The following is a 1,658-nucleotide window of genomic DNA, read 5'->3' as shown; positions in this document are numbered from 1 at the left end:
CAGTATGAAACTCGCCGATCTGAGTCTGGGGTGACGCTCGCACCGCATTTTGGAGCAGTCGGACGACCTGCTCGCCTTGATCCCAGTTTTTCCACACCTTCTCGTACTGGCCGATCTCGAGGGCGTAGTCAGTCCGTTCGGTGATCGCCGTCTCATGCTCTCGAAGCCACTCGCGTTGTGGCTCACCGAGTTCGCCTTCTTGGACTGTCTGTAACCGGCCAAAACACCGCTTTGCGTACGATCGATAAGTGTCATGGAGGTGGTCGAGCGGAACGTAGAGATGGTTGTTCTTGACCTGCGTTCGAATCTCGCCCGTCTTATCGCTACTTGTGGCTTCGGTGGATGCTCGCGCGAGACACTTTCGAGAGGCAGCCGCCATTGGGATTTCCACGTAGAGATCGTACTCATTTTCGGCAGTTTCCTCCTCGTCGAATTCGGGCATCGGTTTGACGCCCGTACAGACGCGACCCGGGTGAGGACCGTCCTGACTGGGGCCTTTCGCGTAGAGGACCTCAGCAATATCCTGATACAGAGTCGGATCGTCGTACTCATGTACAAGTGCGAGGAGATTGGTCGCGAACAGCTCGCGGATGTTATGAAGGACTTGATTCCGACGAGGCGGCGTGTCTTCAAAGCGGGGTTGTTCGCTCACGCAAACTGTACTGAGAGTAGCCAACAATACGAGCGTGGCTGGTTCGTCGACGAATGGGTACTCGAGCGGACGGTTGCGCTGGGAGTTCTTGAACGCAGCAGTTCCGAACCGTTCGAGATCCGAAAGCAGCGTCTCTCGGTCTGGCGTATTATCGACGACGTAGCGGTCGTACCCGCGGGTGAACAGTCGAACGATCTCTCTGTCAGTGTAGTTGGTAGGGATCGCTGCAGCGAGGTAGGCGTCTCGGTCGGTCTCTCGTGGATCAATCATGGGTGAGTTCACCCTCGGTTTCAAGGAACTGTGGGCGAGCTTCCGTTCGCGGATCGAATGCTGGGCTCTCGATCGGTTGGACGACACGGCAGACCTCTGCGTGCAACGAGTAGGGCACGCGAAGGAGGCGACTTCGATCAGCGGTCACAACGGGATCGATCGGAATCTCATAACGCTCGAGCAAGAGGTCGTTGAGCACTTCTCGACTTTTCTCGTCGTACCCGTATTCAAGATCCTCATCGAGCAGGTAGACATGGACTCCTTGACCAGAGTAGACAACCAGTGTCTCCTCGGCAGCAAACACATCCGTGAAGAGGTCTCGTGTTTCGAAGCCGTACTCGATCGCACGGTCGATGTCCTCGAACGAGTAGGGATACCCTGTCGGGTCGGCGTCACGAATCTCGGACTCGGCGAGTAATGCGTCGTCACGACTCATATCTGCCGATTTGATCTCGAGGTCGGTCTCATCAAGCTCGCGTTCAGCGCGTGCTGTCGCGATGTCTTTCGCATCGATATCGACCGCGAGAACCCACGATCGGTCCCAGTTGTCTAACCCGTAGTAGACGCCATCCGAAATCGGATCGCTCTTTTCGAGCAGATCGGGGTCGGCCAAGGCGTACTCACTTCCCTTGAACGGGTCATACCGTGCGGGAGATTGGATGAACGAGACGGCACTGTCTAGTTTAGCACCTCGGCTGGAGTCTGTCCGTTGAGTGATTGGTGCGGTCGTTGTGTA

General features: G+C 56.5%; 2 protein-coding genes. Both read right to left on the bottom strand.

All coding sequences use genetic code 11. The features are described from left to right. Positions 1-922, bottom strand: a 922-nt coding sequence (locus PGX04_RS28755) for a primase-associated protein (protein ID WP_273741617.1), incomplete at its 3' end; no start/stop codon positions are given. Then, positions 915-1,658: bifunctional DNA primase/polymerase (locus tag PGX04_RS28750; protein ID WP_377043624.1), on the bottom strand; the 744-nt coding region annotated here is incomplete at its 5' end. The genes PGX04_RS28755 and PGX04_RS28750, both read right to left, overlap by 8 nt.

The sequence above is a fragment of the Natrinema soli genome (assembly GCF_028618695.1).
This window is presented reverse-complemented; position numbering and strand designations above follow the sequence as displayed.